This is a genomic window from Sphingomonas sp. (genome assembly GCF_042091075.1).
Lineage (GTDB): Bacteria > Pseudomonadota > Alphaproteobacteria > Sphingomonadales > Sphingomonadaceae > Sphingomonas.
Map to the genome: position 1 here is coordinate 1 of NZ_JBELIE010000214.1, position 4537 is coordinate 4537.

The window sequence follows — 4537 nt, forward strand, 5'->3', positions numbered from 1 at the left end:
TGGTTTCATCAGTTGAAGGCCGATCGATGACGGCGATCCATCAATCCCGCGCGATCGCCGATGCGGCGGTCGAAAAGCTGCGCGTGTTCGCTCAACCCCAGCGCCTCATGATCCTGTCCTATCTGCTGGGCGGTGAGCGGCAGGTTGCGGACATAGAGGCTGCGACCGGCGTGACCCAGCCGGCCCTCAGCCAGCAGCTTGCCGAGCTGCGCCGCGCCGAGCTGGTGAAGACGAGACGCGAGGCAAAGCAGGTCCATTACCGGCTCGCCGATGACGCAGCCGCAATGTGCGTGCGCACGCTCGAGGCGATATTCGGCGCCGATGATCTAGCCGTGCATGAGGCAGCGCCCGCTTCCCGACCGTCGCGAGCGCGCGGGGCGTCGGCTGCCACGCGGCCGCAAAATATAGGCGCAGCCGTATTTGCGAGGGTCGGATAATCATTCCGGTTTCGAAAGGACAAACCAGATGCGGCTTCCCGCTATCGCAGTTGCAGGATGCTTGGCCGTCATGAGCAGTGCCGGGTCAGCAGGCGTCACCGCGCAACAACCCGTGATTGCCGGCTATGGCAGGATCACGCCGGTAGAAGGCGCGGTTGAGCGGCCGGACCACTCGCTGCGATATCGTGTGCTGTTCAGTGTGACGAAGGCGGCGTCATCTCCCGACAAGGTCAATCCCTCGCTGGAGAAGGTCGCACGCTTCCTGAACCTGCTCGGGGCGGACGGCGTGCGGCCGGCACAGGGAGATGTGATCGTGATCGTCCACGGGCCGGCGACACCGATTATTGCCGATGATGAGGCATATGCGACGAAAACCGGTGCCACGACGAACCCCAATCTTGCCTTGATAGCGGCGCTAAGGCGGGCAGGCGTGTCCGTTCGAGTGTGCAGCCAGGCTTTAGTCGGGAATGGGATCGCTCCGGTCACGGTCGATAAGGCTATCGAAGTCGATGTCTCGGCTCTCACCACAATGGCGACATTGCAGATACGTGGTTGGGCGCTGATCCCTGACTGATCGTACCGAACTTCCTGTTTTATCATTCCAGTCCGTAACGCGGCCGGTGTCACAACCGTCCGTGGCTGTTGAAAATTTCCGGCGGACGCTGAACGCCACCTCAAGAACTGCCGCAACTGGCATTCTGAGGGGTCTCACATTGATCCGCCTTCAAACTTTGACGGGCAGTCTCAATGTAACGCCGAAACCGCTCTCGGGTCGCGTAAGGGCAGCATCGCCACCATGCCCAATAGCCACGGCGCGAACCAGCGCCAGGCCAAGGCCGTGTCCATCGGTGGTGCGCGACACCTCCGTACGAGCGAACCGCTGAAACAGTCGTCCGGCGTCGGCGGGAGAAACACCCGGACCGTCATCCTCCAGTGTCACCTCGATCCCATCCTGCAACAACCTGGCGGAGAGCATCGCGGCCGTGCCTGCCGGCGTGTGCCGCAACGTGTTCTCCAGCAGGTTCGACAATGCCTGTGCGAGCAGGCGGCGGTCGCCCTCGATATGCAGCCCGCGCACGATGTCGACTGTCAGGGCATGGCCGGCAGCCTCGAAGTCGGGGCGATAGGTTTCGGCCATGTCCTCCAGCAGCGCCGACAGATCGACCGTTCCCAACGCTCGACGTTCAGCCAGCCCCTCGACCTCAGCTATGCGGAGCAGCGCCGCGAAGATCTCCAGCAAGTCGTCGGCTTGCCGCCGGGCGGAATCGATCGCGCCTGGGTCACCGGCCGCGGCGCGATCGAGCTGGTTGCACAGGCGGGTGAGCGGCGTGCGTAGATCGTGCGCGACGTCGGTCGACACCTGCCGCAGATTGTCCATCAGCGCCGCCATACGGTCGAGCATCCGATTGAGCGTCGCGGCAAGGCGATCGAACTCGCTGTCGGACCCGTCGCGCGGCACCCGCTGCGTCAGATCGCCGGCGATGATTGCCTGCGCCGTGGCATCGATGTGAGACAGGCGGCGCCGCGTCAGCCATCCGACCAGTATCGCCGCGCCGATCCCGAGCGCCAGCACCGCGCCCAGCGCTCCGGCGAACAGCGCCGCCAGCGTGCTGTCGATCGCGTCCAGGTCGCGACGATCGGCGACGACGACGAGAAGCCCACCGGCCAAGGGCGTGGCGAGCGCCTGGCCGACGCCGGTGATATCGCCGCGGCGAAAGCCGAAATGCTCCTGGTAGCCGGGTTCGGGCGGCGCAAGCGGGGCGATGGTGGCGGCGACCGTCCGCCCGTTGCGGTCGACCAGCAGATAGTCGAGACTCGCTTCGTTCCGCGTTTCCTCGCGCAGACGGATCGCCTCGGCGACCCCCGCCAGTCCCGCTTCGCTCGCCTCGGCAACGAGCGCGCGCGTTTCCACCGCGACGCGGTGGTCTAGCTGTTCCTCCAGCGCCTCGTGCGTCACCTCATAGGCGACCGCGCCGATCGCGAGCGTCGCCGCGGCGAAGGCCAGCGCGACCAGCACGACGATGCCGAAGGTAGAGCGCCACAGGCGGCGGATCATCGTCACGCGTCCCGGATCATGTAGCCCGCCCCGCGCACCGTCTCGATCGCGTCCACGTCAAACCCGGCGTTGAGCTTGGAGCGCAGTCGGCTCAGATGCGTCTCGACGATATTGGTCTTCGGATCGAAATCGAAGTCCCACACGCGTTCGAGCAGCATGGTCCGAGTCATCACCCGGCGCGGGTTGCGCATCAGCTCGGCGAGCAGCGCGAACTCGCGCGGTTGCAGGGTCACGCGCCGTCCGGCCCGTTCCACCGTGCGACGATGCAGGTCGAGCACAATGTCGCCGACCCGGAGCAGGTGGGCATCGTCGCCGCGCGGTACCGGCCGGCGCGCCAGCGCATTGAGGCGCGCGGCCAACTCGGAAAAGGCGAAGGGCTTGACCAGATAGTCGTCGGCGCCGCCTTCCAGCCCCTCCACCCGGTCCGCGATCCCGCCGACCGCGGTCAGCATCAGGACCGGCGTCGCGTCGCCGGCCGCGCGCAGCGCCCGGACCAGGGCGAGGCCGTCGAGGCCGGGCAGCATCCGGTCGACCACGATCGCGTCGAACCCGCCCCCGGTCGCTTGGAACAGGCCGTCCCGGCCGTCCGCGCTGACCGCGACCTGGTGCCCGGCCTGACCCAGCCCCTGCGCCACGAAGGCGCGGGTGTCGGCATCATCCTCGACGATCAATATCCGCATTGCCCGACTATCGCCTGCCGGCGTCGGTTCGCCAACCGCCGCCCAGCGCACGGAACAGCGCCACCTCGTTCTGCGACACCGCCAGATCGGACTGGACCTGTTGCAGCATCGCCGATGCTGTGGCCCGCTGCGCATCGACCTGAAGCAGGCCGGGCGCATCGCCGAGGCGGACACGCGCACCCGCCCGGCGCGCATAGGCCTGCGCCTCGCGCGACGCGGTCGCCAGATCGCGGTTGCGGCGCGTCTCGGCATCGTAGGCCGCCAGCGCCGTCTCCACCTCGCGCAGAGCACGGAGGACGGCCACGTCCCATCCGGCGATCGCCGCGCGCTCGGTCGCGCGGGCCTGCTCCAGCCGCGCGCGGGCGGGCGCCTGATTGGGGAACGCCCAGCTGACGAGCGGCGATGCGACGGCCTTGAACCCGCCCGACAGCAATCCGAGCGCTCCGCCCAGATTGACGCGCGGGTAGAGGTCCGCCCGCGCCACCCCGATCCGCGCCGCGGCAGCGGCAAGGCGTCGCTCCGCCTCGCGAACGTCGGGGCGCCGGAGCAGCAGCGCGGTCCCGTCGCCGACCGGCGCAGCGGTGCGCAGCCGGGGCGCGGCGGTGCAGGCGAAGCGATAGCCCCGCGCTTCCGCCGGGGGGCGCCCCTGCAACGTTGCGAGCCGATACAGCGCGTTGGCACGCTGTGCCTCGAACGGGGCGATGGCGGCGCGGGTGGCGGCCGCGATGGTCGCGACCTGCGACACCTCCAGCGGCGACACTTCGCCCGCCCGAAACTGTTCGCGCACGAGCGCGACCGACCGGTCCTGTGCCGCCGCGACCTCGCGGGCGGTCGCGATGGCGCGGGTCGATCCGCACAGGTCGACATAGGCGAGCACGGTGTCGGCCACCACGGCAACGTGCAAGCCATCGACGACCGCGGCTTGCGCCTCGGCATCCGCACCCGCCGCGGTCGCGGCGGACCGCAGCCGCCCGAACAGGTCGAGATCCCAGCTCGCCGTCGCGGCGATATCATAGTCCGTCGTCGGCACGTTGCCCGACGCGCTCGGTTGCGAGGCGGGGTTGTCGACCCCCAACGCGCTCTCGATCGTCGTCTGCGGCAGCCGCGCCGCCCGTGCCTGCCGCAGAGCGGCGCGAGCGCCGTCCAAATTGGCGTAGGCGACGCGCAGATCGGCATTGGCGGCGAGCGCCGATCGCACCAGTCCGTCGAGGACCGGATCGTCGTAGAGCCGCCACCAGTCATCCGGCACCGGCGCGATCGACGCGACGGGAAGCGGGACGAACTCGCCAGTCGCGCTGGGTGGGGCGATCGTCGGCGGAGGTGCGGGCACGCTCATGCACGCGGACGCGAAAAGGGCAACACCG

Annotated in this window: 5 protein-coding genes; 2 read left to right on the plus strand and 3 right to left on the minus strand. The window is 68.7% G+C overall.

What is annotated here, in order from left to right:
- Positions 1–26 precede the first annotated feature (26 nt).
- A complete protein-coding gene (locus tag ACFDSW_RS15515; RefSeq protein ID WP_018251191.1) occupies positions 27–437 on the plus strand; it encodes a metalloregulator ArsR/SmtB family transcription factor in 411 nt (136 codons plus the stop codon).
- A 70-nt stretch (positions 438–507) separates the two neighbouring features.
- Positions 508–1011 carry a DsrE family protein gene (locus ACFDSW_RS15520; RefSeq protein ID WP_018251190.1) on the plus strand — a complete coding sequence of 168 codons (504 nt, stop codon included), beginning with the start codon at positions 508–510 and terminating at the stop codon, positions 1009–1011.
- A 150-nt stretch (positions 1012–1161) separates the two neighbouring features.
- Here the strand turns inward: ACFDSW_RS15520 and ACFDSW_RS15525 are convergent, their stop codons facing one another.
- The 3 genes from ACFDSW_RS15525 to ACFDSW_RS15535 form a co-directional block, all read right to left on the minus strand.
- Positions 1162–2493 carry a HAMP domain-containing sensor histidine kinase gene (locus tag ACFDSW_RS15525; RefSeq protein WP_285139024.1) on the minus strand — a complete coding sequence of 444 codons (1332 nt, stop codon included), beginning with the start codon at positions 2491–2493 and terminating at the stop codon, positions 1162–1164.
- A gap of 2 nt (positions 2494–2495) precedes the next feature.
- The gene (locus tag ACFDSW_RS15530; RefSeq protein WP_241889972.1) at positions 2496–3173 is read right to left on the minus strand and encodes a response regulator transcription factor; all 678 of its coding nucleotides are present in this window, start codon (positions 3171–3173) and stop codon (positions 2496–2498) included.
- Between the two features lie 7 nt (positions 3174–3180).
- Positions 3181–4537: efflux transporter outer membrane subunit (locus ACFDSW_RS15535; protein ID WP_375251174.1), on the minus strand; the 1357-nt coding region annotated here is incomplete at its 5' end.

Coding starts and splice junctions, on each gene's coding strand:
- ACFDSW_RS15515 (WP_018251191.1), top strand. CDS start 27: ATGACGGCGATCCATCAATCCCGCGCGATCGCCGATGCGGCGGTCGAA.
- ACFDSW_RS15520 (WP_018251190.1), top strand. CDS start 508: ATGAGCAGTGCCGGGTCAGCAGGCGTCACCGCGCAACAACCCGTGATT.
- ACFDSW_RS15525 (WP_285139024.1), bottom strand. CDS start 2,493: ATGATCCGCCGCCTGTGGCGCTCTACCTTCGGCATCGTCGTGCTGGTC.
- ACFDSW_RS15530 (WP_241889972.1), bottom strand. CDS start 3,173: ATGCGGATATTGATCGTCGAGGATGATGCCGACACCCGCGCCTTCGTG.